Genomic DNA, 26,335 nt, shown 5'->3' with positions numbered 1-26,335 from the left:
TTCGCCCTCCTGACCTGGCAGGTCGCTGCCCAGGGGGCGCTGCTGCGGCTGGACGCCCGGCTGGACCGGGTCATGCTGGGCCGGGCCCTGCCCGCGCCGCTCGCCGAACTCCTCGCCGATCTGGGCAACATGACGGTGGCGCTGCCCGTCCTGCTGCTCGCGGCCGGCTGGACAGGATGGCGGGCCCGCACCGCGCCGTACCCCCGCCGGTGGCTGCCGCCGCTCGCCGCCGTCGTCGCCATGGCCCTGGTGCCGGCGCTGGTCGGGCCGCTGCAGGCCGCCCTGGCCCGGCCGGCCCCGCCGGGCGCGCTGGCCGGCGAAACCGGGTTCTACCCCTCGGGGCACGCCGCGACCGCCGCCGTCGCGTACGGGGCGGCCGCGCTGCTCCTGCTCCCGTACGCGGCCGCCCCGTACGCCCGGCGCCTGCTGATCACCGCGGCGCTCGTCCTCGTCCTCGCCACCGGCCCGGGCCTGGTCGTCCGCGGCTACCACTGGCCCGTGGACGTCGTCGGCTCCTGGGCGCTGTCGGCGGCGCTGCTGACGGTGCTGTACGGCGTGCTGCACGGCATCCGCCCACGGCCCGGCGCGCAGCAGGCTCCCGCAACTCGGCGATCGGCAGCTCCTCGTAGCCGCCCGGCGAGCGGCGGTCCCTCGTAGCGCGGCGAGCGGCAGGCCCCCGTGCCCCGCCGCTCGTCCGAGGGTCCTCAGGGGTCGCCCGCCACCCGCGCCGCGGCCTCGTGCAGGGCCAGTTCCAGGACGCCGGGGTCGGTGAGGGTGCCGTGGCCGTCCGGGGGGATCAGCCAGCGGGTGCCGCCGGTGGCGCGGCCCGGGTAGGGGACGACGATCCAGGTGCCGCGGCCGGCACCGCGTACGCCCGTGCCCAGCCAGCGGGCCGCCGTGCCCGGCGGGACGAAGAACCCCATGCGGCTGTCGCCGAAGTCGGCGAGCACCGGGCCCGGGCGGTCGAGACACCGGGTGAGCACGTCGAGCGCGGGATAGCCCAGGGACCCGGGGATGATCAGTACGTCCCAGGCCAGTCCGGCGGGGAGCAACGCCACCCCGAGCGGATTGCGCTCCCATTCGAAGCGGCAGGCCTCCGGGTCCGGCGCCACCGATACGAGCCATTCCACGGCGCGCTTGTCCCCCGTGGGGTCCATCTCTGCCTCCCTCACTCGCTCACCGGCCCGTCGGGGCCGCGTTCCGAGAGGGAGAGCGGGATGCCGCCGCCTTCTTACACGGGTTGATCAAGGATCTTGGGGTCGTGTGGTGCACCGGTCCGGGGAAGCCGTGCGCGGGCGCACCTCCGAGGCACGCCCGCGCCGACGGGAGACGTCTGCCGGGACAGACGGCTGTCCGAGGAGACGGCTGTCAGCTGTCGAAGCCCATGCCCACCTTGTCCATCGCCTTCAGCCAGAGGTTCCGCCTGCCGCCGCGCGCGTCGGCGCGGCTCATCGACCACTGGGTGATGCCGATGCCGGCCCAGCGCAGCGGCTCCGGCGGGAACGGCAGCGGCTTCGTGCGGACCATCTCCAGCTCGGTGCGCTCGGTGCGCTCGCCGGAGAGCAGGTCGAGCATGACATCGGCACCGAAGCGGGTGGCGCCCACGCCGAGGCCGGTGTAGCCCGCGGCGTACGCGACCCGGCCGCCGTGCGCGGTACCGAAGAACGCCGAGAAGCGGGAGCAGGTGTCGATCGCACCGCCCCAGGCGTGGCTGAAGCGGACGCCCTCCAGCTGCGGGAAGCACTGGAAGAAGTGGCGGGCGAGCTTCTCGTACGTCGCCGGGTGGTGGTCGTACTCGGCGCGGACGCCGCCGCCGTAGCGGTACACGATGTCGTAGCCGCCCCACAGGATGCGGTGGTCGGCGGTGATCCGGAAGTAGTGGAAGTGGTTGTTGCTGTCGGAGAGCCCCTGACGGTTCTTCCAGCCGAGGGCGGCCAGCTGCTCGCCGGTCAGCGGCTCGGTCATCAGGGCGTGGTCGTAGACCGGGACGACGTACGGGCGGACCCGGCGGACCAGGTGGGGGAAGGCGTTGGTGCCCAGCGCCACGTGGCGGGCGAAGACCCGCCCGTAGGGCGTGCGCACGGCCATGCCGGTGCCGTCGGCGGCGAGGTCGGTGGCGCGGGTGTGCTCGTAGATCCGTACGCCCTGGTCCAGGCAGGCCCGCTTCAGGCCCCAGGCGAGCCGCGCGGGGTTGAGCATGGCGACGCCGTCGCGGTTCCACAGGCCGGCCAGGAAGGTCGGCGAGTGGACCTCGGCGCGTACGGCGTCCCGGTCGAGGAAGTCGTACCCGCCGAGGCCGAAACGTTCGGCGTCCTCGGCGGCCTCGCGGAGCTCGGCGATCTGGTGCGGCTCGGTGGCCAGGTCGATCTCGCCGGTGCGCTCGAAGGCGCAGTCGATGCCGTACCGCTCGACGGCCTCCCCGATGGCGTCGAGGTTGCGGGCGCCCAGCTCTTCGAGCTTCTTCAGCTCGCCGGGCCAGCGGGCCAGGCCGTTGCCGAGGCCGTGGGTGAGGGAGGCGGCGCAGAAGCCGCCGTTGCGGCCGGAGGCGGCCCAGCCGACCTGCTGCCCCTCGACCAGGACGACATCGCGTTCCGGGTCGCGTTCCTTGGCGAGCAGCGCGGTCCACAGGCCGCTGTAGCCGCCGCCGACGACGAGCAGGTCGCACCGCTCGTCGCCGACCAGGGCCGGCAGCGCGGCGGGGCGGTCGGGGTCGTCCAGCCAGAAGGGCGTGGGGGCGGCGTCCGCGAGTGCGTGGACGGCCGGCGCGGGGGTCCGGGTGGTCTGCCCGGCGGGGTTCATGGCATCTCGTGCCATGGTTCTCAGCTCCTCTTGCGGCGTCCGGTGAGCAGTTGCCCGCCCAGGACGCAGAGCACGGCGATGAGGAACATCGCTGTTCCTATGACATTGATCTGAACGGGTGTGCCCCGTTGTGCCGATCCCCAGACGAACATGGGGAACGTCACGGTCGAGCCCGCGTTGAAGTTCGTGATGATGAAATCGTCGAACGACAGGGCGAAGGAGAGCAGCGCGCCGGCCGCGATGCCGGGCGCCGCGATCGGCAGCGTCACCTTCAGGAACGTCTGCGTCGGCGAGGCGTAGAGGTCCTGCGCCGCCTGCTCCAGCCGCGGGTCCATGCTCATCACGCGCGCCTTCACCGCGGTGACGACGAAGCTCAGGCAGAACATGATGTGCGCGATCAGGATCGTCCAGAAGCCGAACTGGATGCCCATGTTGAGGAAGAGCGTGGCCAGCGAGGCGGCCATGACGACCTCGGGCATCGCCATCGGCAGGAAGATCAGGGTGTTGACGGAGGACCGGGCGCGGAAGCGGTAACGGGCCAGCGCGAAGGCGATCAGCGTGCCCAGTACGGTCGCGCCGATCGTCGCCCAGACCGCGATCTGGAGGCTGAGGCCCAGCGAGCCGCACAGGTCGGCGACGCCGCACGGATCGGTCCAGGCGTCCGTGGAGAACCGCTGCCACTCGTAGTTGAAGCGCCCGTTCGGCTTGTTGAACGAGAAGACCATCACGATGACGTTGGGCAGGATCAGATACGCCAGCGTCAGCAGGCCCGCGATCACCACCGCATTGCGTCGAAGCCAGCGCATCAGACCAGGTCCTCCGTCCCCGACTTGCGGATGTAGATCGTGACCATCGCGAGGATGGCCGCCATGAGGATGAAGGAGAGGGCGGCGGCGGTCGGGTAGTCCAGGACGCGCAGGAACTGCGACTGGATGACGTTGCCGATCATCTTCTGGTCGGTGGAGCCCAGCAGTTCGGCGTTGATGTAGTCGCCGGCCGCCGGGATGAAGGTGAGCAGCGTGCCCGCGACCACGCCCGGCATGGAGAGCGGGAAGGTCACCTTGCGGAAGGTGGTGACGGGCTTGGCGTACAGATCGCCCGCCGCCTCGTGCAGCCGGGGATCGATCCGCTCCAGACAGGTGTAGAGCGGCAGGATCATGAACGGCAGGAAGTTGTACGTGAGGCCGCAGACCACCGCGAGCGGGGTGGCGAGCACCCGGGTGCCCTCGGTGAGGCCGATCGCGCTGGTCACGTCCAGGATGTGCAGCGAGTTCAGGGCGCTGACGACCGGGCCGCTGTCGGCGAGGATCGTCTTCCAGGCGAGCGTGCGGATCAGGAAGCTGGTGAAGAACGGCGCGATGACCAGGACCATCACGACGTTGCGCCAGCGGCCCGCCTTGAAGGCGATCAGGTAGGCGAGCGGGTAGCCGAGGACCAGGCACAGCACCGTCGCGATGGCGGCGAAGAGCACCGAGCGCAGGAACTGCGGCCAGTACTCCCCCAGCGCGTCCCAGTACGTGGCGAAGTGCCAGGTGACCTTGAAGCCCTCTTCGAGGGAGCCGGTCTGGATCGACGTGGACGCCTGGTAGACCAGCGGCGCGGCGAAGAAGACCAGCAGCCAGAGGATGCCGGGCAGCAGCAGCCAGTACGGTACGAGCCGCTTGCGCAGCGCCGGCCTGCGCACTTCGAGGGCGGGCCGCGGCTCCGGCGGCGCCTCGGTGGCGGCGCTCACGCGGCCTCCTCGTCCACGTCGGCGCCGGCGGCGATGTCCTGGTCGGCGGAGAGCCCGAAGGTGTGCGCGGGGTTCCAGTGCAGGATCACGTCGGCGCCCGGCACCAGCCGGCCGTCGCGCTCGATGTTCTGCTCGTAGACGGCCAGTTCACCGGCGCCGCCGGCATCGATGACGTACTGCGTGGAGACGCCGATGAAGCTCGCGTCCTTGATGCGGCCCGGAAGCCGGTTGAAGCCCTCGGGTACGGACCCCGCGTCGTCGGCGTGCGCGAGGGCGACCTTCTCGGGCCGCACGCCCGCCAGCACCTTCTCACCCGCACGGGCACTGCTCGCGGAACATCGCTCGGCGGGCAGCCGGAGCTTGGCGTCCCCGGCGGTGAGCAGCAGGTGCTCGCCGCCCGCCTCGGCGATCTCGGCGGTGATCAGGTTGGAGGTGCCGAGGAAGTTGGCGACGAAGGTGGTGCCGGGGTTCTCGTACAGGTCGGCGGGGGCGCCCAGTTGCTCGACCCGCCCGCCGTTCATCACCGCGACCGTGTCGGCCATCGTCATGGCCTCCTCCTGGTCGTGCGTGACGTGCACGAAGGTGATGCCGACCTCGGTCTGGATGCGCTTGAGTTCGAGCTGCATCTGGCGGCGCAGCTTGAGGTCCAGCGCGCCGAGCGGCTCGTCCAGGAGCAGCACCTGCGGGTGGTTGATCAGGGCGCGGGCCACGGCCACGCGCTGCTGCTGGCCGCCGGAGAGCTGGGTGGGCTTGCGGCGCGCCATCGGCCCGAGCTGCACGAGGTCGAGCATCTCCTCGACCTGCTTCTTCACGGACCTGATGCCGCGGCGGCGCAGGCCGAAGGCGACGTTCTCGTAGATGTCCAGGTGCGGGAAGAGGGCGTAGTTCTGGAAGACAGTGTTCACCGGGCGCTTGTAGGGCGGCAGCGCGGTGACGTCCTTGCCGGCCAGCTCGACGGTGCCCGTGGTGGGCTCCTCCAGGCCCGCGATCATGCGCAGGGTGGTGGTCTTGCCGCAGCCCGAGGCGCCCAGGAGGGCGAAGAAGGAGCCTGCGGGGACGGTGAGGTCCAGCGGCTGGACGGCGGTGAAGGAACCGTAGGTCTTGCTGATCCCGGTGAGGCGGACGTCGCCGCCGCTGCTGTCGGTCGTCGCGAGATCGGTCATGTATCAATTCCCGGGGCGGTGTCGTCGGTGGGCTGGGGAGGGGCCGGGCCGCGTGGTCAGGCGCCGGTGAGATCGGAGAACTTCTGCGCGAACTCCTTGCTCTCCTTGCTGCTGAGCGCGCGGAAGGCGTGCGACTTGGCGGCCATTTCCTTGTCGGGCAGGATCAGCGGGTTGTCCGCCAGCTTTTTGTCGATCTTCGCGAGTTCCTCGCGGACGCCGTCGACCGGGCAGACGTAGTTGATGTACGCCGCGATCCGGGCCGCCACTTCCGGCTCGTAGAAGTAGTCGATCAGCCGCTCGGCGTTCGCCTTGTGGCGCGCCTTGTTGGGCACCATCAGGTTGTCCGTCGAGGTCATGTAGCCGGCGTCCGGGATGACGTACTCGATGTCGCTGTTGTCGTTCTGGAGCTGGACGATGTCGCCCGCCCAGGCGATACAGGCCGCCAGGTCGCCCTTGCTGAGGTCGTTGAGGTAGTCGTTGCCGGTGAAGCGGCGGATCTGCTTGGAGTCCACGCCCTTCTGGAGCCGGGCGAGCGCCGCGTCGAAGTCGTCGGCGGTGACGTCCTCGGGCCGCTTTCCCATGTCCAGCAGGGTCATGCCGACGCTGTCGCGCATCTCGGAGAGGAAGCCGACCCGACCCTTGAGCTTCGGGTCGGACAGCATCTGGTCGACGGAGGTGACCTTCCGGCCGCCGGTGGCCTTCTTGTTGTACGCGAGGACGGTCGGGATGCCCTGCCAGGTGTAGGAGTGCGCGCGGCCCGGGTCCCAGTCCGGGTCGCGGAACTGGTCCGAGAGGTGGGTGTACGCGTGCGGCAGGCGGGCGGGGTCCAGCGGCTGGATCCAGCCCAGCGAGATCATCCGGGCGCACATCCAGTCGGTCAGGCAGATCAGGTCGCGCCCGGTGTCCTGGCCGGCCGCGAGCTGGGCCTGGACCTTGCCGAAGAACTCGTCGTTGTCGTTGATGTCCTCGGTGTACTTGACCGTGATGCCGGTGCGCTTCGTGAACGCCTCCAGCGTCGGGTGGTGCTTCTCGTCGTCACTGACGTCGATGTACTCGGTCCAGTTGGAGAAGGCGACCCGCTTCTCCGTGCGCGAGTGGTCCTCGGAGGACCCCGCGTCCGTACGGCCAGCGGGCGGGATCCCGCAGGCCGACAGTGCGACCGGGCCGCCGAGCGCCAGCAGTCCTGCCCCGCTCGCGCGCAGCAGGGACCGCCGGGTCAGGGCCAGCCGGCCGTTGGTCATGCTGCGCCGCACGGCGGCCAGTTCCGCCGCGGACAGCGGCTCGGGCCGTGGCTCGGGCTGCGCGAGGTGCTCCATACGGGTGGCCTTTCGAGTCGGCCGGTGGTCAGCCGGGTGGAGTGACGAACGGTGCGGCGCGCCGGTGTGCGCTCAGTCGCGGTCCCCGAAGACGGTGCGGTGCCAGTCCTTCCCGGCCACGCCCGTGATGTCGTACATGACGTGCTTGACCTGCGTGTACTCCTCGAAGGAGTACGCCGACATGTCCTTGCCGTAGCCGGAGGCCCGGTAGCCCCCGTGCGGCATCTCGCTGATGATCGGGATGTGGTCGTTGACCCACACACAGCCGGCCTTGATCTCGCGGACGGCGCGGCCCGTGCGGTAGACGTCGCGGCTCCAGGCGGAGGCGGCGAGCCCGTAGGGGGTGTCGTTGGCGAGCGCGAGGCCCTCGTCGTCGCTGTCGAAGGGCAGCACGACCAGCACCGGGCCGAAGATCTCGGACTGCACGATCTCGCTGTCCTGCGCGGCGCCCGCCACGAGGGTGGGCAGGTAGTAGGCGCCCTTGGCCAGCTCGCCCTGGGGCGCGGCGCCGCCGGTGACGACGGTGGCGTACTGCCGGGCGCGTTCGACGAAGCCGGCGACGCGGTCGCGCTGGGCGTGCGAGATGAGCGGGCCGAGGTCGGTGGCCGGGTCGAAGGGGTCGCCGAGCCGTACGGTCGCCATCAGGTCGGCGACGCCGCTGACGAACGCGTCGTACAGGGGGCGCTGCACGTAGGCGCGGGTGGCCGCCGTGCAGTCCTGGCCGGTGTTGATCAGGGCGCCGGCGACCGCGCCGTGCACGGCGGCCTCCAGGTCCGCGTCGTCGAAGACGACGAAGGGGGCCTTGCCGCCCAGTTCGAGGTGGAGGCGCTTGACGGTGGCGGTGGCGAGCTCGGCGACCCGCTTGCCGACCGCGGTGGAGCCGGTGAAGGAGGTCATCGCGACGTCCGGGTGGCCGACGAGGTGCTCGCCCGCGTCCCGGCCCGCGCCGGAGACGATGTTGATCACGCCGTCCGGGATGCCCGCGGCCTGCGCGGCCTGCGCGTACATCACGGAGGTCAGCGGGGTGATCTCGGCGGGCTTCAGGACGATGGTGTTGCCGGCTGCGACCGCCGGGAGCACCTTCCAGCTGGCCATCTGCAGCGGATAGTTCCACGGCGCGATGGAGCCGACGACGCCGATCGGCTCGCGGCGCACGAAGGAGGTGTGGTCGGGGCTGTACTCGCCGGCCGCCCGTCCCTCCAGGTGGCGCGCGGCGCCCGCGAAGAAGGCGGCGTTGTCCACCGAGCCGGGCACGTCGAACTCCCGGCTCAGCTTGATCGGCTTGCCGCACTGCAGCGACTCGGCGTACGCGAACTCCTCCGTCCGCTCGTCCAGGACGGCGGCGAAGCGGTGCAGCGCGTCGGAGCGCTCGCCGGGGGTGGCGCCCGCCCACTCGGGAAGGGCCTGCCGGGCCGCCTCGACGGCGGCGTCGACGTCCGCCGTGCCGGCGAGCTCGTACGTGTACACCTGCTCGCCGGTCGCCGGGTCGATCACGTCCTGGGTACGTCCCGAGGTCCCCGCGCGGAGCTCTCCCGCGATGAACTGAGCCCCTTGGGCGAATCGTTCGGTGACATCGAATCGCTGATCCATGGTGCTCTCCTCCACCGGCGGCCGGGCTTTCGCGGGGCCTGCCGGGCGTAGCTCTTTCCCGAATTGATGGCCGATCTTGACAGAGCAGAGGGGGCCCAACAAGTGATTCCGTTGTTGCCTTTTGGTTACGCGACGAATTCTGCGGAATCCGTCGTCCCGGCGCCCGACATGTTGTCGGTGCCCGCTGACAGAATCCCGGCATGGTGCAGGACCGGGGAAGACAGCCAGGGGAGAGAGCGGGGGCGGCGGGGATGACGACGGAGGGGAGCGTGGCCGACGGGCCGCGGTCGGTGACGGAGCTGCGCGCCGCACTGGAGTCCGGCAGTACGTACAAGTACGTGTACTTCTGGGGCCATGCGCCCCGCCGGGACGGCAGCCTGGGGGCGAGCTGCTTCAGCCAGTGGTGGCCGGCGCCGTTCACGGTGGACGGCGTGCGGTATCCCACGGCGGAGCACTGGATGATGGCCGGCAAGGCGCGGCTGTTCGGCGACCGCCAGGCGCTGCAGCGGGTGCTGCGCGCCGGCCATCCCAAGCAGGCGAAGGACGCGGGCCGGACGGTGCGCGGCTTCGACGAGGAGACCTGGCGCCGCCACCGGTACGCGCTGGTGGTCGAGGGCAGCCTGCACAAGTTCGGGCAGGACGCGGCCCTGCGCGACCATCTGCTGGGCACCGGGCAGCGGGTCCTGGTCGAGGCGAGCCCGCTGGACCGGATATGGGGCATCGGGCTGGCCGCCGACGACGAGCGCGCGGCCGACCCGGAGCGCTGGCAGGGGCTGAACCTGCTGGGCTTCGCGCTGATGGAGGCGCGGCAGCGGCTGGCGGCGGCCGGGGCCTGAGAAGCGGGGCCGACGGACGGCGGGCCGGGGCGGCCGGGGTCAGCGGGCCGGGGCGGGGGCGGCGGGGGCCGCGTTGTAGGTGTCGGAGTAGTCGTCGTCGTAGGGGGTGGTGCCGCGGTCCTCGCTGACACCGACGACGATCGCGAGGATCAGCAGGGCGCTGACGAGGACGCCGGCCACACCGCAGAGCAGACCGGCCAGTGCCATGCCGCCGTTGGTCGCCTCGCCGCGGCCGGACTTGGACCGGCCGATCGCGCCGAAGATGATCGCGAGGACGCCCAGCACGACACCGAAGAAGAGGGTGAGACTGGAGACGATGGCGAGGATGCCGAGGACGAGCGCGGCGATGCCCATGCCGTTGCTCGGCTGTCCGGGCCAGCCGGCCTGCGTACCGGGCCCGGCGCCGGGTATCCCCGCCGGTCCCGGGCCGTAGGGGCCGGGGTGCGCGGGGCCGGGGGCCGCGCCGTACGGCGGGTAGGCGTACGCGCCGCCGTGCGGCGGGCCGCCGTAGGGCTGCGGGGGGTACGGCGCTCCGTAGCCGCCCAGCTGCGGTCCGCCGGGGTAGGCAGTGCCGGGGGCGGCGGCGTGTCCGGGGGCGGGCGGCGGCGCGGGCACGGCGTAGCCGGCGCCGGCGGTGGGCCGGTCATGGGGAGCCATGCCGTACGGCGCTCCGCCCGGTGCGCCGGTCTCCGGCCGGCGCGGGGCCGGCGCGTCCTCGGACGGCGGCGCCCACGGGTCGCGCGGCTCGGGCTGCTGACTGTCGGACATGACTCTCCCCCATTGGCTCGCTCCATGCTAAGACCTGGCCCCGCCCCTCGGACCGCGTACGCCGCTCACGGTCCGGACCGCGGGGGCGGCCTCTCGGTCGGGGCCGTGCCGGGCCCGCATACGATGACGAGCGGCCGGCGCCCGTCGGCCGACGCTCCGCCGACCAGGAGGCACTGTTGTCCGATCTCGACGCATTCATCGCGGGCCTGCCCAAGGCGGAGCTGCACGTCCATCACGTCGGCTCCGCCTCCCCCCGCATCGTCGCCGAGCTGGCCGCGCGCCACCCGGACTCCAAGGTGCCCACCGACCCCGAAGCGCTGATGGACTACTTCGTCTTCCGGGACTTCGCGCACTTCATCCAGGTCTACCTCTCCGTCGTCGACCTCATCCGGGACGCCGAGGACGTGCGCCTGCTGACGTACGAGGTCGCCCGCGACATGGCGCGGCAGAACATCCGTTACGCCGAGCTGACCGTCACCCCGTACAGCTCCACCCGGCGCGGCATCCCGGACGCCGCGTTCGTCGAGGCCATCGAGGACGCCCGCAAGTCCGCCGAGTCCGAGCTCGGCGTCGTCCTGCGCTGGTGCTTCGACATCCCCGGCGAGGCGGGCCTGGAGTCGGCGGAGGAGACCGCACGGATCGCCTGCGAACTCAAGCCCGAGGGGCTGGTCTCGTTCGGTCTCGGCGGGCCCGAGATAGGCGTGCCCCGCCCGCAGTTCAAGCCGTACTTCGACCGCGCCATCGCCGCGGGCCTGCACTCCGTGCCGCACGCCGGCGAGACCACGGGCCCGGAGACCGTCTGGGACGCGCTGACGGAGCTGCGCGCCGAGCGCATCGGCCACGGCACCAGCTCCGTACAGGACCCGAAGCTGCTGGCCCACCTCGCCGAGCACCGCATCCCGCTGGAGGTCTGCCCGACCTCCAACATCGCCACCCGCGCGGTCCGCACCCTCGACGAGCACCCGATCAAGGAAATGGTCGCGGCCGGCGTGCTGGTGACCATCAACAGCGACGACCCGCCGATGTTCGGTACGGACCTGAACACCGAGTACGGCGTGGCCGCGCGGCTGCTGGAGCTGGACGAGGCGGGCATCGCCGCGCTGGCCAAGAACGCCGTCGAGGCCTCCTTCATGGACGGCCCGGCCAAGGCCCGGCTCGCCGCCGAGATCGACACGTACACCGCGTCCTGGCCCCGCTGACCGGAGCGCACCGCTGACCGGAGCACCCGGCCGGTCGGCCGGAGCGCCCCGCTGACCCGGGCACCCCGCTGTTCTACAGCCCCACCAGCGCGTTCCACCGCTCGGAGAACTCCGGGCGCTCCTTCGAAGTGATGTCCCGGGCGATGGCGAGGCGGTCGCGCATCGAGTCGTCCGGGAAGATCAGCGGGTCCTCGGCCAGCGCTGCGGTCTCCTCGTCCTTCGACGAGGCGAGCACGTCCCGGGCGGCCGGCACCGGGCAGACGTAGTTGACCCAGGTGGCCAGTTCGGCGGCGACCTCGGGCTCGTAGTAGTAGTCGACGAGCCGTTCCGCGTTGCGCTTGTGCGCGGCCAGGTTGGGGATCATCAGGCTCTCCGACCACAGTTCGGCGCCCTCCTCGGGGACCACGAACTCGATGTCGGGGTTGTCGGCCTTGAGCTGGATGACGTCGCCGGAGTACGCCTGTGCCGCCAGCACGTCCCCCGAGGAGAGGTCCTTGATGTAGTCGTTGCCGGTGAAGCGGCGGATGTGCTTCTTGCGGACGAGCGCCGCGATCCGGTCGGTCATGGTGTGGAAGTCGTCCGCCGTCCAGCGGGTGATGTCCACGCCGTCGCCCTGCATGAGCAGCGCGAACGCCTCGTCCATGCCGGCCAGCAGGGTGACCCGGCCGCGCAGGTCGTCCGCCCACAGGTCGCCGGTGTGCTTGATCTCCCGGCCGAGCTTCCTGCGGTTGTAGGCGATGCCGGTGATCCCGGACTGCCAGGGGACGCAGTGCGTGCGGCCGGGGTCGAACGACGGCTTGAGCAGCAGCGGGTCCAGGTGCTTCGCGACATGCGGCTGGCGGTCCCGGTCCATCTCCTGGACCCAGCCGAGCCGTACGAAGCGCGAGCACATCCAGTCGCTGATGACGATGAGGTCGCGCCCGGTGGGCTGGTGGTTCATCAGCGCGGGGCTGATCTTCCCGAAGAACTCGTCGTTGTCGTTGATCTCTTCGGTGTACGTCACGGATATCCCGGTGCGCTTCTCGAACGCGTCCAGGGTGGGCCGCTTCTGCTTGTCGTGGTCGTCGACGTCGATGTACAGCGGCCAGTTGGCGAAGGTGAGGGCCTTGTCGGCGGCCGAACGGTCGGGGGCGCCGCGCCGGCCGGCCCGTACGTACGCGGGCGGTACGCCGCACCCCGCTGCCGCCGCCAGGAATCCGACCGAACCGACACCTCTGAGCAGCGCACGCCGCGAAAGACCATCCATGTGAGGACTCTCACGCGTCGCGGGCCGGGGCGGCAACAGACAGATCGTCTGCTGCCGGGCCCCGGCCCGCGACGGTGTGTCAGGTGCCCCGCACGGCACCCGACTTCCGGCCGACGGTGTCGGTCGTCAGCCGTCCAGCGAGGTCATGACGTGCTTGACCCGGGTGTAGTCCTCGAAGCCGTAGGCGGAGAGGTCCTTGCCGTAGCCGGACTTCTTGAAGCCGCCGTGCGGCATCTCGGCGACGAGCGGGATGTGGGTGTTGATCCACACGCAGCCGAAGTCGAGCTTCTTGGACATCCGCATGGCGCGGGCGTGGTCCTTGGTCCACACCGAGGAGGCGAGCGCGTACTCCACGCCGTTGGCCCACTCGGTGGCCTGGTCCTCGTCGGTGAAGGACTGGACGGTGATGACCGGGCCGAAGACCTCCTGCTGGATGATCTCGTCGTCCTGCTTGAGGCCGGAGACGACGGTCGGGGCGAAGAAGTAGCCCTTCTCGCCGACCTGCTGACCGCCCGCCTCGATCTTGGCGTGCGCGGGCAGCCGCTCGATGAAGCCCTTGACCTGCTTGAGCTGGTTGGCGTTGTTCAGCGGGCCGTAGAGCACGTCCTCGTCGTCGACCGCGCCGGTCTTGGTGTCCGCCGCGGCCTTGGCGAGCGCGGTCACGAACTCGTCGTGGATGGACTCCTGGACGAGCACGCGGGTCGCGGCCGTGCAGTCCTGGCCCGCGTTGAAGTAACCGGCGGTGGAGATCTCCTCGACGGCCTTGGCGATGTCGGTGTCCTCGAAGACCACGACCGGGGCCTTGCCGCCCAGCTCCAGGTGGACCCGCTTGAGGTCCTTGGAGGCGGACTCGGCGACCTGCATGCCGGCCCGCACGGAACCGGTGATGGAGGCCATCGCCGGGGTCTTGTGCTCGACCATCAGGCGGCCGGTCTCGCGGTCACCGCAGACGACGTTGAAGACGGCCTTGGAGTGGCCGAGCTCCGCCAGCACGTCGCCGATGATCTCGCCGATGAGGACCGTGGACGCCGGGGTGGTGTCCGAGGGCTTGATGACGACGGTGTTGCCCGCCGCCAGGGCCGGCGCGAACTTCCACACCGCCATCATCATCGGGTAGTTCCAGGGCGCGACCTGGGCGCAGACGCCGACCGGCTCGCGCCGGATGATGGAGGTCAGGCCCTCCATGTACTCGCCCGCCGAGCGGCCCTCCAGCATCCGCGCCGCACCGGCGAAGAAGCGGATCTGGTCCACCATCGGCGGGATCTCCTCGGAGCGTACGAGGGCGATCGGCTTGCCGCAGTTCTCGGACTCGGCGGCGATCAGGTCCTCGGCGCGCTCCTCGAAGCGGTCGGCGATCTTGAGGAGCACCTTCTGGCGCTCGGCGGGGATCAGGTCGCGCCAGGCCGGGAAGGCGGCCTCGGCCGCGGCCATCGCGGCGTCGACGTCGGCGGCGGCGGACAGCGCGGCGGTGGCGTACACCTCGCCCGTCGCCGGGTTGACCACGTCCGTGGTGCGGCCGTCGGCGGCGTCCCGGAACTCCCCGTCGATGTAGTTGCGCAGACGACGCAGTTCGGTGGTCACGTGCGACCCCTCCTGTCAGGTGTCCGGTGTCAGATGACCGGTGTCTGGTGTCCGGTGGATGAGATGCCCACCCTAACCATGCGAGCCCCGTTTTCGACATACCCACGCGCCAGTAACAACGAATTCCGTAGAGTTCCCTTTGATCGGCAACTGATTTCGCCGAATCGGGCTTGCGTGACGGACGAGGCTCGTGCACAGTGAGGGACGTGGCCACTCGTGACAGAAACGGCACTCCGTCGATCGACTCCGTCTCCCTGGCGATCATCGAGCAGCTCCAGGAGGACGGGCGCCGTCCGTACGCCGCGATCGGCAAGGCCGTGGGCCTGTCCGAGGCGGCCGTACGGCAACGCGTACAGAAGCTGCTCGACCAGGGTGTGATGCAGATCGTCGCCGTCACCGACCCCCTCACGGTCGGCTTCCGGCGGCAGGCAATGGTCGGAATCAACGTCGAGGGCGACGTCGATCCCGTGGCAGAGGCCCTCACGGGCATGTCCGAGGTCGAGTACTGCGTCGTCACCGCCGGTTCCTTCGATCTGCTGATCGAGGTCGTCTGCGAGGACGACGATCACCTCCTGGACGTGATCAACAAGCGCATCCGCACGCTTCCCGGCGTGCGCACCACCGAGAGCTTCGTCTACATGAAGCTCAAGAAGCAGACCTATACCTGGGGAACGCGATAACCATGAGCGCCGACCTTTCCAAGACGGCGTACGACCACCTGTGGATGCACTTCACCCGCATGTCGTCGTACGAGAACGCCCCCGTGCCGACCATCGTCCGCGGTGAGGGCACGAACATCTACGACGACAAGGGCAAGCGCTACATCGACGGCCTCGCCGGCCTCTTTGTGGTCAACGCCGGCCACGGCCGTGTCGAGCTGGCCGAGACCGCGTCCAAGCAGGCCCAGGAGCTCGCCTTCTTCCCGGTGTGGTCCTACGCCCACCCCAAGGCCGTCGAGCTCTCCGAGCGCCTGGCGCACTACGCCCCCGGCGACCTGAACAAGGTCTTCTTCACCACCGGCGGCGGCGAGGCGGTCGAGACCGCCTGGAAGCTCGCCAAGCAGTACTTCAAGCTCACCGGCAAGCCGATGAAGCACAAGGTCATATCCCGCGCGGTGGCCTACCACGGCACCCCGCAGGGCGCCCTGTCCATCACCGGCCTGCCCGGCCTGAAGGCCCCCTTCGAGCCGCTGGTCCCCGGCGCGCACAAGGTGCCGAACACCAACATCTACCGCGCCCCGATCCACGGCGACGACCCCGAGGCCTTCGGCCGCTGGGCCGCCGACCAGATCGAGCAGCAGATCCTCTTCGAGGGCCCGGAGACCGTCGCCGCGGTGTTCCTGGAGCCGGTGCAGAACGCCGGTGGCTGCTTCCCGCCGCCGCCCGGGTACTTCCAGCGGGTCCGCGAGATCTGCGACCAGTACGACGTGCTGCTCGTCTCGGACGAGGTCATCTGCGCCTTCGGCCGCCTCGGCACGATGTTCGCGTGCGACAAGTTCGGCTACGTCCCGGACATGATCACCTGCGCCAAGGGCATGACCTCGGGCTACTCCCCGATCGGCGCCTGCATCATCTCCGACCGGCTGGCCGAGCCGTTCTACCAGGGTGACAACACCTTCCTGCACGGCTACACCTTCGGCGGCCACCCGGTCTCCTCGGCCGTGGCGCTGGGGAACTTCGAGATCTTCGAGCGCGAGGGCCTGAACAAGCACGTCCTGGAGAACGAGGGCAACTTCTTCTCGACGCTCCAGAAGCTGCACGACCTGCCGATCGTCGGCGACGTCCGCGGCAACGGCTTCTTCTACGGCATCGAGCTGGTCAAGGACAAGGTCACCAAGGAGTCGTTCAACGACGAGGAGACCGAGCGCGTCCTGTACGGCTTCCTCTCCAAGGCGCTGTTCGACGCCGGCCTGTACTGCCGCGCCGACGACCGCGGCGACCCGGTCATCCAGCTGGCCCCGCCGCTGATCGCGGACCAGACGGTGTTCGACGAGATCGAGCAGATCCTGCGCGGCGTCCTCACGGAGGCCTGGGCCAAGCTCTGATCCGCGGTACCGAGCTGTCCCTCCGGCCCCCACCGGAGGGAACGGGCGGAGCGGGGCCACGGAACCCGCTCCGCCCGACCTGCTCGCGGCGGTCCCCGAAAAGGGGATGCACAACGGAACAACCGACGGCCGAGGTCACTCATTTCAAGCCATATGAGTGAACCTCGGCCGTCTTCCGTGCTGAGCGGTGAATGGCGGGACCCGGCAGTACCTACCGTGCTTGTGACCGATACCCTCCATGGTCGTTCACCCGGTCAGGGGAACGAAGGACGCGAGCGAGCACGAGGTGCGCAGATGGTGGCCCCGCCCGACAACGACGTTCTATGGGCTCGCGGACTGCACCACGCCCACGGTCAGAGCCCCGCACTCACCGGCATCTCGCTCGGTGTGCGCGAAGGGGAGATCCTGGCCGTCACCGGTCCGCGCGGCAGCGGCAAGACCACGCTCCTGAAGTGCCTTTCCGGGCAGCTCGTCGCGGACAGCGGCGAGGTCTGGTTCAACAGCCACCCGGTCCACACCCTCTCCGCGACCAGCCGGGAGCGGCTCCGGCTGGACCGTTTCGGCTGGGTCGGCACCGAACCCCGGCTGGTCCCCGAGCTGACCGCCCGGGAGAACGCCGCGCTGCCCCTCCTGGTGCGCGGCGAGGGCCACCGGGCCGCGAAACAGGCCGCCACCGAGTGGCTGGAGCGGCTGGACGTGGCGGACTGCGCCAAGCGGCGGCCCGCGGCTCTGGACCGGGCGCAGCAGCAGCGCGTGGCGGTCGCCCGTGCGCTGGCCGTCACCCCGCAGGTGCTGTTCGCCGACGAGCCGACCGCGCCGCTGCACCGCGCCGACGCCGCGCAGGTGCTGCGGACGATCGTCAACGCCGCCCGCAGCCACGCCATCAGCGTCGTACTGGCCACCCAGGAACCGGAAGCGGCCACGCTCGCCGACCGCACCCTCGCCCTGCTGGACGGCCGGCGGGCCGCCGCGGGCCAGGCCGAGGGCCCCGCAGAGACGGAAGGCAGGGAAGAGTGCTCGCTCTCCGTCTAGGCCGGGGCGCCCGTCCGGCGGTGCACCTGCGCCGCCTGCTGGTCGTCGCGGCGGCGGCCGGCACGGCCTTCCTGCTGCTCGCCACGCTCGGCCACGCCGTCGACACCCCGGGCGACAGCGCCGGGTCGGCACTGCGGCTGGCCTGGTGCCTGGTCCCGCTCGCCGCCACCGCGCAGCTCGCCGTCGCCGTGGCCCGTACGGATCCGGCCGCCCGGCTGCACGACGGCATGACGGCCGCCGGGCTCGGTCCGGTCCGGCTCACGCTGATCGCCGCCGCCACGACCGTGCTCGGCTGCGTCCTGGGCAGTCTGCTGGGCCTGCTGGCCTTCCTGCGGCTGCGGGGCGCCCTGGGCGGCGCGCCGGTGGGCCCCGAGGCGCTGCTCGGCCGCGACCCGCTCCCGTACGCCGCGGTCGGCGTGCTGCTCGCCGCGGTCCCCGTGGTGGCCGGCATCGCGACCGCCGTGGTGCTCCGCCCGGGCCGGAACGAGCCGTCCGCGCCGTGCGCCGACGACCCGCCCCGTACCGCCGGCGCCACCCCGGCCGGACTCCCGTGGGGCATCGCGCTCACCGCCGCCGGGCTGGCCCTGGAGGTCTACGCGGCGGGCCACACCGGCCCCGGCGCCCGGCTGCTGCGGCTGCCCGGCGGGCTGGTCACCGGCGAGGCGGGCGTGGTGACCGGCTGGCTGCTGTCGGCCGCCGGCCTGGTGCTGGCCGCGCCCGGACTGGTCCACCTCATCGGGCGCGTCCTGGGCATGGGCCGCAGCGGCGCGGTGCGGCTGCTGGCCGGCCGGGTGCTCCAGGAGGAGTCCCGCCGGGTGGGCCGCCCGCTCGGCGTCCTGATGGCGGCCGCGTCCGGCGGCTATGCCGGGTACGTGGTGTACGGCCCCGGCGCGTTCGCCCTGCACGGCCACGACGGCCGCGCCTCCTTCGGCCCGCTCACCGCGCTCGGCACCGGCCTGGTGCTCGCGTGCACGGCGCTGTGCGTCCTGATCACCGTGGCCGAGTCCCGCACCGCCCGCTCCGCCACGACCGAGGCCCTGCGCCGCCTCGGCACCCCCGCCGGCCTCCTCCGCCGCGCCGCGGCCCTCCGCGCGTCCGTCCTCCTCGTCGTCCTCGCAGCGGTCACAGGCGGCGTCGCCCACCTGGCAGCGGGCCCGCTGGGCGGCTGAGGCTCCCCGGGGGCCGCACGCGGCCCCCGGCTGGCTCGGCTGCACGGGCGGAACGGGCGCGCGGGGGCCGGCCCTCGAAGGGGGTCAGTCCCCCGCCGGCAGTACCACCACGTCGCTCGCCGTGAATGCCGCGCCCACTCGCGCGCCCACCTCCGGCGCTGACGCGAGGGGGCAGGCCGCGTCCAGTTCGGGGCCGGCCGCCGGGCGCAGGCGCAGCGCGACGTGCGTACCGCGGAAGGTGCGCGCCGCGACGGTGCAGGGCAGACCCTCGTGGGGCGGCACCGGGCGGACGCCGGCCGGGCGGACGAGGAGGCGGCAGGCGCCCTCCCCCGTACCCTCGGGGACCGGCACCTTTCCCCAAGGCGTGTCGGCGGCCTCGCCGGTGACCGTGGCCGGTACGACGTTGTCGAAGCCGAGGAAGCGCGCGACGAACTCGTCGGCGGGGCGCTGCCACACCTCCAGCGGCGTCCCGGCCTGCGCGATCCGTCCGTCCCGCATGATCACGACCCGGTCGGCGAGCGCGAAGGCCTCACCCTGGTCGTGCGTGACCGCCAGCACGGTCGTCCCCAGCTCCCCGAAGAGCCGCCGCAGTTCGACCACGAGGCGTTCGCGCAGGCCGCGGTCGAGCTGCCCGAGCGGCTCGTCCAGCATGAGCAGCCGGGGCCCGGGTGCCAGCGCTCTGGCCAGTGCGACGCGCTGCTGCTCACCGCCGGAGAGCGAGCCGACGGCACGGCGCCCGGCGCCGGGGAGGCCCACCAGATCGAGCAGTTCGGCGACCTTGCGCTCCCGCTCGGCCCGCGCCGTGCCCCGCATCCGCAGCCCGAAGGCGACGTTGCCCGCCACGTCGCGCTGCGGGAAGAGCTGGTGGTCCTGGAACATCAGCCCGACGCCGCGCCGGTGGGTCGGCACGGTACGCAGGTCCCGGCCGTCCAGTACGACCTCTCCGGCGTCGGCCTGCTGCAGCCCGGCGATCACCCGCAGCAGGGTGGACTTGCCGCTGCCACTCGGTCCGAGGACGCAGACCGTCTCGTGCTCGGCGACGTCCAGCCCCACCGTGTCCAGCGCGGTGTGCGTCCCGAAGCGCACGGTGAGACCGCCGAGCCGCAGCAACGGCGCTCCGGACGGGGCCTGTTCGGCGGACGCGACGGAACCTTCCGCCGGGTTTTCGGTCACCTAGAACTCTCCCGTCCGGTCGGTGCGTACCCGCTCCAGCACCAGCAGCGCCGCCGCGCACACCACCATCAGAATCGTCGACAGGGCCATCGCCTGCCCGTAGTTGAGCTCCCCCGCGCGCCCCAGCAGCCGGGCCACGGCCACCGGCAGGGTGGGCCGGTCCGGGCTCGCGATGAACACCGTCGCCCCGAACTCGCCGAGCGACACGGCGAAGGCGAAGCCGGCCGCGACGAGCAGCGCCCGCCGCACCAGCGGCAGGTCCACCTCGCGCCACACCTGCCAGGGCGCGGCCCCCAGCACCGCGGCGGCCTCCCGCAGCCGCCCGTCCACCGCGCGCAGCACCGGCAGCATGGTCCGTACGACGAACGGCACCCCCACCAGCGCCTGTGCCAGCGGCACCAGCCACCACGAGGCGCGCAGATCCAGCGGCGGCTCGTCCAGCGAGATCAGGAAGCCGAAGCCGACGGTCACGGCGGAAACGCCGAGCGGCAGCATGAGCAGCGCGTCGAAGCCACGGACGAGCCGGCCGCCGCCCCGCCGCGCCAGCGCCGCCGCGGCCAGTCCGCCGACGACGACGGCGATCGCGGTCGCGGCCGCTCCGTACGCCAGCGAGTTCCCCAGGGCGGTCAGCGGCGGCACGGTGAACGTCGAGTCGGCGCCGGCCGCGGCCTGCAGCGCCCGGTAGAAGGCCAGGCCGTGGCCGTCGGGCCCGGCGAAGGACCGCTCGACCAGTACGGCCAGCGGCAGCACCAGCAGGACGACGATCACCGCGAGCGTGCTCCACAGCAGCGCCCACTGCCCGGCCCCGCGCGGCCGGCGCGCCGTGCGCGCCGCGTCCACGAGCTTCAGCGCGCTCTCGCGGCGCCGGACCGTCCACGCGTGCAGCCCGAGGAGGGCGAGGACCGCGGCGAACTGGAGCAGGGTGAGCACCGCTGCGGTCGGCAGGTCCAGGAAGTCGGCGGTCTGCCGGTAGATCTCCACTTCGAGGGTGGCGTAGCGCGGCCCCCCGAGGATCTGCACGATGCCGAACGAGGTGAAGGTGAAGAGGAAGACCATCAGCGCCGCGGCGGCCACGGCGGGCGCGAGCGCGGGCAGGGTCACCTGCCGCCAGGCCGCGAACCGCCCGGCGCCCAGCACCCGCGCGGCCTCCTCCTGCCGCGGGTCCAGGGCGCCCCAGAGCCCGCCGACGGTCCGTACGACGACCGCGTAGTTGAAGAAGACGTGCGCGAGCAGGATCGCCCACACCGAGGTGTCCAGCCGTACGCCCCAGAGGTCGTCCAGCAGTCCGCCGCGGCCGACGAGCGCGAGGAAGGCGGAGCCGACGACGACGGTGGGCAGCACGAACGGCACGGCGACGACCGCCCGCAGCAGTCTCTTTCCGGGGAACTCGAAGCGCGCGAAGACGTATGCGCCGGGGAGCGCGATCAGCAGCGTGAGTGCCGTGGAGGCCGCCGCCTGCCAGACGGTGAACCACAGCACGTGCAGCAGGTCGGGGTCGCCGAGCACGTCCGCGGCCCGCCCCCACTGCCAGCTGCCGCCCTCCCGCAGCCCCCGCCCGACGATCGTGACGACGGGGTAGGCGAAGAAGAGGACGAAGAAGGCGACCGGCAGCGCCATCAGCGCGAGCCGGGTCGCCGCGGCACGGCGTCCCGCACCAAGGCCGCCCGTGCCGCGTGCGGCCGGAGCGCCGGCCGCTTCGGCGCCTCCTGCCGCCACCTCGCCTTCCCCAGCCGTCACTTCAGGACGAGCGACGACCACTGCTTGATCCACTGTTCGCGGTTCTTGCTGATCTCGTCGGGCGCCACCGTCTTCGGGTCGTCGATCTTCTGCCCGTACCGGGTGAACAGCTCGGGCACCTTCGCGCCCTCGACCGCCGGGTTCACGAACATCTGCAGCGGCATGTCCTCCTGGAACTCCTTGCTGATCAGGAAGTCCAGCAGCGCCTTGCCGCCCTTCTCGTTCGCCGCGCCCTTCAGCAGCCCGGCGAACTCGATCTGCCGGAAGCAGGTACCGGTGGCGACGCCGGTCGGCGCCTCCTTCGGGGCCGGCTTTTTGTCCATCACCTCGGCCGGCGGGCTGGACGCGTACGAGACGACCAGCGGCTTGTCGCCCTTGCCGCCACCGCCCCCGGAGCCGGAGAACCGCTCGTAGTACGCCTGCTCCCAGCCGTCGACGGCCTCGACACCATTGGCCTTGAGCTTCTTCCAGTAGTCCTGCCAGCCGCCCTTGCCGTACTCCGCGACGGTGCCGAGCTGGAAGGCCAGCCCCGGCGACGACGTGGCCGGGTTCTCGGTGACCAGCAGTCCCTTGTACTCGGGCTTGAGGAGGTCGTCGAAGGTCTTCGGCGGCGCGATCCGGTGCTTCTCGAAGTACGCCTTGTCGTAGTTCACGCAGGTGTCGCCGTAGTCGACGGGCGTCACGCGGTGCTGCGCCCTGTCCAGCTGCAGCTTCTCCGGCACCCCGGCCAGCCCCTTGGCCTTGTACGGCGTGAACAGCCCCTCGTCCAGCCCGCGCGAGAGCAGCGTGTTGTCGATGCCGAAGAAGACGTCGCCCTGCGGGTTGCCCTTGGTCAGCACCGCCTGGTTGACGGCCTTCCCGGCGTCCCCGCCCTTGACCATCTGCACCTTGTAGCCGCTGCGCCGCTCGAACTCGGCCAGTACGGACTTCGAGACGGCGAAGGAGTCGTGCGAGACGAGCTTGACGGTCCTGTCCTCGGCCGGCCCGCCGCCGGACGTACCGCAGCCGGCCAGCGCCGTACCGCCCACCGCGACGGCGACGGCCGCCATCACGGACTTCCTGATGGTGCTCACTGGTTCATTCCTCCTGGCTGGCCAGGAAGAGACGCGGCCCCGCCCGCGGCGTCCGGTGGACCGGAGCCGCGAGCAGGGCGCAACAGCATGAGGAGACCGAACTTCCTACCCGGAATGACCCGGGCGAGGTTCAAGGGTCTGCGGCAGCGGCATCGGCTTCACTGCTCGCACTCTCAGCGCTGTGGCGCTCCCCTGTCGGATGGTGTGCGGTATAGGTGATGTACGAACGTTCGACGCCACGGTACCAGCGCGCCGCCGGCCTTCCGAGGGCCCACGTGCTCCCCCGGGCCCCAGCGGCCCGCCCTTGGTCTCCCCCCTGGGCCCTCAGCGCTCCGAGGCCGCGAGCTGGCCGCACGCGCCGTCGATCTCCTGCCCACGGGTGTCCCGCACCGTCACCGGCACGCCGTGCGCCGCGATCGCCTCGACGAACGCCTTCTCGTCCTCGGGCCGGGAGGCGGTCCACTTCGAGCCGGGGGTGGGGTTCAGCGGAATCAGGTTCACATGGACCCGCTTCCCCTTGAGCAGCCGCCCGAGCAGGTCACCCCGCCACGCCTGGTCATTGATGTCCCGGATCAGCGCGTACTCGATCGAGATACGGCGCCCGGACTTCTCCGCGTACGTCCACGCCGCGTCCAGCACCTCACGCACCTTCCAGCGCGTGTTCACCGGCACGAGCGTGTCGCGCAGCTCGTCGTCCGGCGCGTGCAGCGAGACGGCCAGCCGGCACTTGAAGCCCTCGTCGGCGAAGCGCAGCATCGCCGGCACCAGCCCCACCGTGGACACGGTGATCCCCCGCTGCGACAGGCCCAGCCCGTCGGGCTCGGGGTCGGTCAGCCGCCGGATGGCCCCCGTCACCCGGTTGTAGTTGGCGAGCGGCTCGCCCATCCCCATGAAAACGATGTTCGACAGCCGTGCCGGCCCGCCAGGGATCTCCCCGTCCCGGAGCGCCCGCATGCCGTCGACGATCTGATGAACGATCTCGGCCGTCGAGAGGTTCCGGTCCAGCCCCGCCTGCCCCGTCGCGCAGAACGGGCAGTTCATGCCGCACCCGGCCTGCGAGGAGATGCACATCGTGACCCGGTCCGGGTACCGCATCAGCACCGACTCGACCAGCGTCCCGTCGAAGAGCTTCCACAGCGTCTTCCGGGTCTGGTCGTCGTCGCACGAGATGTGCCGCACCACGCTCATCAGCTCCGGCAGCATCTCGGCCGCGAGCTTCTCCCGCGCGGCGGCCGGGATGTCCGTCCACTGCTCCGGGTCGTGCGCGTACCGCGCGAAGTAGTGCTGCGAAAGCTGCTTGGCGCGGAACGGCTTCTCCCCGATCGCCGCCACGGCCTCCTTGCGCTCGGCAGGCGAAAGATCGGCAAGATGCCGCGGCGGCTTCTTGGCCCCCCGCGGCGCGACAAAAGTAAGTTCTCCAGGTGCAGGCATGGTCCGTCCAGTGTGGCAGATCATCGGGGGCTGCCCTGGTGGGAGCGGGGTGGGGACGGTCACCCTCGCCGTGCCGCTGGGCGCTTTCCGGCCCGTGGCCCGCCCGGTCGCCGCTGCGGGCGTACGGGCAGACGATGGAGAGGACGGAGCCGGTACGCGGGCTCGGCACGTCTCGGCGGCGGGACGCGCGAGCCGGAAGGAGGCGCAGCGTCATGGCCCAGTTCATGGACGTCCACCACGGGATGAAGGACCTCACGGCCGACCAGTTGCGACAGGCCCACCAGGCCGACCTGGACATCGAGAAGGAAGAAGGCGTCCACTTCGAGAAGGCCTGGGCGGACCCGGGGTCCGGCACGGTCTACTGCCTCTCCGAGGCCCCCTCGGCCGACGCGGTGCAGCGCATCCACGAACGCGCCGGGCACCGGGCCGACGAGATCCACCCGGTCCCCTTGTCCGTGTGACGGCACGGTCCCCGGACCGCGGAGAACCGCAGCCAGGGGTACGTACCCGACGCGCACAGGCCCCCGCGCGGCTCGCGCGGGGGCCTGTGGCGTGGAGCGGCCGGGCGCGTCAGCCCGTGCCCGCGAAGAGGACCAGGAGGAGCCAGACCACCGGGGCCGTGGGCAGCAGGGAGTCCAGGCGGTCCATGATGCCGCCGTGGCCGGGCAGCAGGGTGCCCATGTCCTTGATGCCCAGGTCCCGCTTGATCATGGACTCGCCGAGGTCGCCGAGGGTGGCGCTGGCGGCGACGGCGAGGCCCAGGAGCAGGCCCTGCCACCACGCGCCGTTCTCGATGAGGAACTCCATGCACAGCGCGCCCGCCGCCATGGCGAAGGCCACCGCGCCGACCAGGCCCTCGCGGGTCTTGCCGGGGCTGATGCGGGGGGCGAGCTTCGTGCGGCCGAAGCGCCAGCCGACGGCGTACGCACCGGTGTCGCTGACGACCGTGAGCAGCAGGAAGGTCAGTACCCGCTGCGGCCCGTCCGCGTCCGCCGCGAGCATCAGGGCCACGAAGGTCGCCAGGAACGGTACGTAGAACGCCGCGAAGACGCCCGCCGTGACGTCCCGGAGGTAGTTGTCCGGAGCCTCCGTCATGCGCCAGACGAGGACCGCGAGCGCGGTGAGCGCCATGGCCACCCAGGCGCCCTCGGCCCCGCGTACGTATCCGGCGACGACCATGGCCGTACCGCCGACCGCGAGCGGCACCAGGGGCACGCGGATGTCCTTGCGCTCCGCGAGCCGGGAGGTCAGCTCCCAGAGCCCGACGACCACGGCGACCGCGACGACGCCCACGAAGACGGGCTTGTAGACGAACAGCGAGAGCACGATGATCACGCCGAGGCCGACGCCCACCCCTATGGCGGCCCGCAGATTGCGGCCCGCGCTCTTCTTCGCCGGCTTCTCCGGAGAGGGGCTGTCGTCCGGTGCCGGCGGGGTTGTGGGCATGGGTTCCCGGTGCTGGTCATCGTGGAAGAGGGGGCCACTCAGCCGAGCGGCCCCCCGTTCGTCCCGGTGGTCGTCCTGGTCTCCGCCTGCGTCGGGCACGGTGGGCATGGGCCGAGTCTGCGCTGCCGCGGCCCAGTCGTGCACGGGACCCGCCGACGGGGCTGCCGGTACGGTGCCAGGTGGCCACGGACCGGCGCCGGGTGGGGTCCCGCCTGCCGAGGGCGTGGGGCGGGCCCCCCAGGATGACTCGTTCATCAGACCTCGAGCAGCTCGGATTCCTTGTGCTTGAGCAGCTCGTCCACCTGCGCGACGTACTTCGCGGTGGTGTCGTCGAGCTCCTTCTCGGCGCGGCGCACCTCGTCCTCGCCGGTCTCCTTGTCCTTGACGAGCTTGTCGAGGGTCTCCTTCGCCTTGCGGCGGATGCTGCGGATGGAGATCTTCGCGTCCTCGGCCTTGTTCTTGGCGACCTTGATGAACTCCTTGCGGCGCTCTTCGGTGAGCTCGGGGAAGTTCACGCGAATGATGTTGCCGTCGTTGCTCGGGTTGACGCCGAGGTCGGAGTCCCGGATGGCCTGCTCGATGTTGCGCAGCGCGCTCTTGTCGAACGGGGTCACCACGGCCATCCGCGGCTCGGGCACCGAGAACGACGCCAGCTGGTTGATCGGCGTCAAGGCACCGTAGTAGTCCGCCACGATCTTGTTGAACATCGCCGGGTGCGCACGCCCGGTGCGGATCGCGGCGAAGTCCTCCTTGGCGACCACGACGGCCTTCTCCATCTTCTCCTCGGCCTCGAGGAGGATCTCTTCGATCACCACTTGCTCCTGGTCTTAATCGTAAGAAGCAGAGCCTCGCCCCTGCGCGCGTCTTCTCCTGCACGGTGTCCGACCGGCAGGCGGTTGTCCATCCCCGTGCCGTGGTCTTCCCACGGCCGGGAGTTGCCGCGCGTACGGGCTGCCGTCCGTACGGCTCGTACCGGCGAACGCGTGCTCCCCGTACGGCT

General features: G+C 71.5%; 24 protein-coding genes. 8 read left to right on the top strand and 16 right to left on the bottom strand.

The window, feature by feature from the left end:
• Nucleotides 1-72: 72 nt before the first annotated feature.
• Nucleotides 73-657 (top strand): phosphatase PAP2 family protein, encoded by a 585-nt coding sequence (locus ACZ6WH_RS33460; protein WP_469733180.1) that lies wholly within the window; start codon nt 73-75, stop codon nt 655-657.
• 47 nt (nt 658-704) lie between these two features.
• Here the strand turns inward: ACZ6WH_RS33460 and ACZ6WH_RS33455 are convergent, their stop codons facing one another.
• From ACZ6WH_RS33455 to ACZ6WH_RS33425, 7 genes are all read right to left on the bottom strand, one after another.
• Nucleotides 705-1,157 carry a hypothetical protein gene (locus ACZ6WH_RS33455; RefSeq protein WP_432859233.1) on the bottom strand — a complete coding sequence of 151 codons (453 nt, stop codon included), beginning with the start codon at nt 1,155-1,157 and terminating at the stop codon, nt 705-707.
• A gap of 211 nt (nt 1,158-1,368) precedes the next feature.
• Complete coding sequence (locus ACZ6WH_RS33450) at nt 1,369-2,814, bottom strand: NAD(P)/FAD-dependent oxidoreductase (RefSeq protein WP_469733178.1); 1,446 nt, start codon at nt 2,812-2,814, stop codon at nt 1,369-1,371.
• Between the two features lie 5 nt (nt 2,815-2,819).
• Nucleotides 2,820-3,605 carry an ABC transporter permease gene (locus ACZ6WH_RS33445; protein ID WP_361556371.1) on the bottom strand — a complete coding sequence of 262 codons (786 nt, stop codon included), beginning with the start codon at nt 3,603-3,605 and terminating at the stop codon, nt 2,820-2,822.
• Complete coding sequence (locus ACZ6WH_RS33440) at nt 3,605-4,531, bottom strand: ABC transporter permease (RefSeq protein WP_432859228.1); 927 nt, start codon at nt 4,529-4,531, stop codon at nt 3,605-3,607. The genes ACZ6WH_RS33445 and ACZ6WH_RS33440 overlap by 1 nt, the downstream gene beginning before the upstream one ends.
• Complete coding sequence (locus tag ACZ6WH_RS33435; protein WP_432859226.1) at nt 4,528-5,694, bottom strand: ABC transporter ATP-binding protein; 1,167 nt, start codon at nt 5,692-5,694, stop codon at nt 4,528-4,530. The genes ACZ6WH_RS33440 and ACZ6WH_RS33435 overlap by 4 nt, the downstream gene beginning before the upstream one ends.
• Nucleotides 5,695-5,750: 56 nt before the next feature.
• Nucleotides 5,751-7,010, bottom strand: coding sequence for a polyamine ABC transporter substrate-binding protein (locus ACZ6WH_RS33430; protein ID WP_469733175.1), 1,260 nt, complete (start codon nt 7,008-7,010; stop codon nt 5,751-5,753).
• A 72-nt stretch (nt 7,011-7,082) separates the two neighbouring features.
• Nucleotides 7,083-8,600, bottom strand: coding sequence for a gamma-aminobutyraldehyde dehydrogenase (locus tag ACZ6WH_RS33425; RefSeq protein ID WP_469733173.1), 1,518 nt, complete (start codon nt 8,598-8,600; stop codon nt 7,083-7,085).
• 251 nt (nt 8,601-8,851) lie between these two features.
• On the opposite strand from ACZ6WH_RS33425, the gene ACZ6WH_RS33420 reads away from it, so the two are divergent.
• Nucleotides 8,852-9,436, top strand: coding sequence for an NADAR family protein (locus tag ACZ6WH_RS33420; RefSeq protein ID WP_469733171.1), 585 nt, complete (start codon nt 8,852-8,854; stop codon nt 9,434-9,436).
• A 39-nt stretch (nt 9,437-9,475) separates the two neighbouring features.
• On the opposite strand, the gene ACZ6WH_RS33415 is transcribed toward ACZ6WH_RS33420, so the two are convergent.
• Nucleotides 9,476-10,204, bottom strand: coding sequence for a DUF4190 domain-containing protein (locus ACZ6WH_RS33415; RefSeq protein ID WP_469733169.1), 729 nt, complete (start codon nt 10,202-10,204; stop codon nt 9,476-9,478).
• A 176-nt stretch (nt 10,205-10,380) separates the two neighbouring features.
• On the opposite strand from ACZ6WH_RS33415, the gene ACZ6WH_RS33410 reads away from it, so the two are divergent.
• Nucleotides 10,381-11,403, top strand: coding sequence for an adenosine deaminase (locus ACZ6WH_RS33410; RefSeq protein WP_469733167.1), 1,023 nt, complete (start codon nt 10,381-10,383; stop codon nt 11,401-11,403).
• Between the two features lie 73 nt (nt 11,404-11,476).
• On the opposite strand, the gene ACZ6WH_RS33405 is transcribed toward ACZ6WH_RS33410, so the two are convergent.
• The gene (locus ACZ6WH_RS33405; RefSeq protein WP_469733165.1) at nt 11,477-12,649 is read right to left on the bottom strand and encodes an ABC transporter substrate-binding protein; all 1,173 of its coding nucleotides are present in this window, start codon (nt 12,647-12,649) and stop codon (nt 11,477-11,479) included.
• 126 nt (nt 12,650-12,775) lie between these two features.
• Nucleotides 12,776-14,230 carry a gamma-aminobutyraldehyde dehydrogenase gene (locus ACZ6WH_RS33400; protein WP_469733164.1) on the bottom strand — a complete coding sequence of 485 codons (1,455 nt, stop codon included), beginning with the start codon at nt 14,228-14,230 and terminating at the stop codon, nt 12,776-12,778.
• Nucleotides 14,231-14,436: 206 nt separating this feature from the next.
• Here ACZ6WH_RS33400 and ACZ6WH_RS33395 point away from each other — a divergent pair, with 206 nt between their 5' ends.
• The 4 genes from ACZ6WH_RS33395 to ACZ6WH_RS33380 all read left to right on the top strand — a co-directional run bounded on the left by ACZ6WH_RS33395 (nt 14,437) and on the right by ACZ6WH_RS33380 (nt 18,475).
• On the top strand, nt 14,437-14,910 hold the full coding sequence (locus ACZ6WH_RS33395) for an Lrp/AsnC family transcriptional regulator (RefSeq protein WP_432859212.1): 474 nt from the start codon (nt 14,437-14,439) through the stop codon (nt 14,908-14,910).
• A gap of 2 nt (nt 14,911-14,912) precedes the next feature.
• Nucleotides 14,913-16,274 (top strand): aspartate aminotransferase family protein, encoded by a 1,362-nt coding sequence (locus ACZ6WH_RS33390; RefSeq protein WP_362209045.1) that lies wholly within the window; start codon nt 14,913-14,915, stop codon nt 16,272-16,274.
• Between the two features lie 294 nt (nt 16,275-16,568).
• Complete coding sequence (locus ACZ6WH_RS33385) at nt 16,569-17,306, top strand: ABC transporter ATP-binding protein (protein ID WP_469733161.1); 738 nt, start codon at nt 16,569-16,571, stop codon at nt 17,304-17,306.
• Nucleotides 17,288-18,475 (top strand): hypothetical protein, encoded by a 1,188-nt coding sequence (locus ACZ6WH_RS33380; RefSeq protein WP_469733159.1) that lies wholly within the window; start codon nt 17,288-17,290, stop codon nt 18,473-18,475. The genes ACZ6WH_RS33385 and ACZ6WH_RS33380 overlap by 19 nt, the downstream gene beginning before the upstream one ends.
• Nucleotides 18,476-18,559: 84 nt before the next feature.
• On the opposite strand, the gene ACZ6WH_RS33375 is transcribed toward ACZ6WH_RS33380, so the two are convergent.
• The 4 genes from ACZ6WH_RS33375 to rlmN form a co-directional block, all read right to left on the bottom strand.
• Complete coding sequence (locus ACZ6WH_RS33375) at nt 18,560-19,585, bottom strand: ABC transporter ATP-binding protein (protein WP_469733238.1); 1,026 nt, start codon at nt 19,583-19,585, stop codon at nt 18,560-18,562.
• Nucleotides 19,586-19,648: 63 nt separating this feature from the next.
• Nucleotides 19,649-21,265: an ABC transporter permease gene (locus ACZ6WH_RS33370; RefSeq protein WP_469733236.1), complete on the bottom strand. Its 1,617-nt coding sequence runs from the start codon at nt 21,263-21,265 to the stop codon at nt 19,649-19,651.
• Nucleotides 21,266-21,381: 116 nt separating this feature from the next.
• Nucleotides 21,382-22,434: a thiamine ABC transporter substrate-binding protein gene (locus tag ACZ6WH_RS33365; RefSeq protein ID WP_469733234.1), complete on the bottom strand. Its 1,053-nt coding sequence runs from the start codon at nt 22,432-22,434 to the stop codon at nt 21,382-21,384.
• A 348-nt stretch (nt 22,435-22,782) separates the two neighbouring features.
• Complete coding sequence (rlmN, locus tag ACZ6WH_RS33360) at nt 22,783-23,889, bottom strand: dual-specificity RNA methyltransferase RlmN (RefSeq protein ID WP_103836800.1); 1,107 nt, start codon at nt 23,887-23,889, stop codon at nt 22,783-22,785.
• A gap of 212 nt (nt 23,890-24,101) precedes the next feature.
• Here rlmN and ACZ6WH_RS33355 point away from each other — a divergent pair, with 212 nt between their 5' ends.
• On the top strand, nt 24,102-24,350 hold the full coding sequence (locus ACZ6WH_RS33355) for an SCO4226 family nickel-binding protein (RefSeq protein WP_361556323.1): 249 nt from the start codon (nt 24,102-24,104) through the stop codon (nt 24,348-24,350).
• Between the two features lie 109 nt (nt 24,351-24,459).
• On the opposite strand, the gene ACZ6WH_RS33350 is transcribed toward ACZ6WH_RS33355, so the two are convergent.
• A complete protein-coding gene (locus ACZ6WH_RS33350) occupies nt 24,460-25,590 on the bottom strand; it encodes a phosphatidate cytidylyltransferase (protein WP_469733156.1) in 1,131 nt (376 codons plus the stop codon).
• Nucleotides 25,590-26,147, bottom strand: coding sequence for a ribosome recycling factor (gene frr, locus ACZ6WH_RS33345; RefSeq protein WP_361556317.1), 558 nt, complete (start codon nt 26,145-26,147; stop codon nt 25,590-25,592). Before frr ends, ACZ6WH_RS33350 begins: the two co-directional genes overlap by 1 nt.
• Nucleotides 26,148-26,335: the final 188 nt, after the last annotated feature.

It is taken from the genome of Streptomyces sp. NPDC050806 (assembly GCF_055586425.1).
This window is presented reverse-complemented; position numbering and strand designations above follow the sequence as displayed.